At 39.8% G+C, this 1,193-nt stretch carries 1 protein-coding gene; it reads right to left on the bottom strand.

Features of this window, described 5'->3' with window-relative positions; genetic code table 11:
• Positions 1 to 42 precede the first annotated feature (42 nt).
• Positions 43 to 1,193 (bottom strand): IS3 family transposase gene (locus ASU00_RS24085; RefSeq protein WP_152983845.1). Its coding sequence is split into 2 segments (ribosomal slippage), with 1,152 coding nucleotides annotated over them: positions 43 to 944 and positions 944 to 1,193; the frame shifts between segments, so codons are not numbered across the junction. This gene is flagged as partial in the annotation.

Here is a 1,193-nt window from a genome sequence, read left to right as displayed (position 1 = left end):
GCACATAACCCTGTCAAGTAGACAATAAAAAAAGAGTGTTTTTTAAGCTGCGGCCTTTTCTCGATATTCAATTGGGGAAAGGCCGTTGAATTTCTCTTGAAAGCGAGCCGTATTGTAAAACTCTATATACTCTTGAATAGCTAGGTAAGCTTGCTCTGCTGTTTTTGGACATTGTAAATATAACTTTTCTGTTTTTAAATGTGAGAAAAAGCTTTCTATACACGCATTGTCGTGACAGTTTCCACGACGAGAGTGGCTTCCGCGAATGCCGAGTTCCTTCACCTGATTTTCATATGATTTCGTCGTATATTGGAATCCCTGATCTGAGTGTAGCAGAGCCCCCTTGCTAAACGGCTTGTCCTTTAGTTGGTTTAGCGTATTATGAACCAATTCAAGGTCATTTCGTGTAGAAACTTCCCATGCAACAATTTCATTATTATACAAATCTAAAACGGCGGAAAGGTAGGCAAATGTTTCTCCAATCCGTACATAGGTTATATCTGTTACTAACTTATGAAACCTCATCTCTGCGTAAAATTCACGATTTAAGACATTATGAAATACAACTGACCCTCTTCGACCGTAGAAAGGGCGTTTCTTTCGAATGACAGATTGGACCCCCAACTCTCTCATTAATCGACGAACACGCTTGTGGTTTACAACGATTCCTTCTCTGGACAAAGCTCTGGTCATCCGTTTATATCCGTAGTAGGGGTGTAGCTTATGGATGGCTAAAATATGTTCTTTTATCCATAGATTTTTCTCCAGTCGCAAAGAACGAGCAGAATGTGTCTTCCGCCATTTGTAGTATCCAGCCTTTGAAACTTCAGCGATTTTTAATAGCCACGAAAGTGGATACGTTTTCCTCAAACCATCAATTATTTGAAACCTTACGACTTTCAGGACCATTCCTTCCCATGTAGATTTGGATTGCGCTTTTTTAAATAAGTCACCTGCGCTTTTAGATAGGCATTTTCCTCTTCGACACTAGAAAAATTCTTACGGTTCCATACACCACGTTGATCTTCAAAAGACTCGTTATTCTGCACTTTCTTTACCCAACTCGCTATCTGAGCATCACTTTTAATACCAAAACGCTCACGAATTTGACGATATGACCAACCTTCCTTCACCTTCAGACGAACCACTTCTCTCTTTAATTCTTCTGTATATGCTTGAAACGTTTGCCCCTT

The sequence above is a fragment of the Peribacillus muralis genome (assembly GCF_001439925.1).
GTDB lineage: Bacteria > Bacillota > Bacilli > Bacillales > DSM-1321 > Peribacillus > Peribacillus muralis.
Note: the sequence above shows the minus strand (reverse complement) of the source record. Positions and strands in the feature narration are given on the sequence as shown.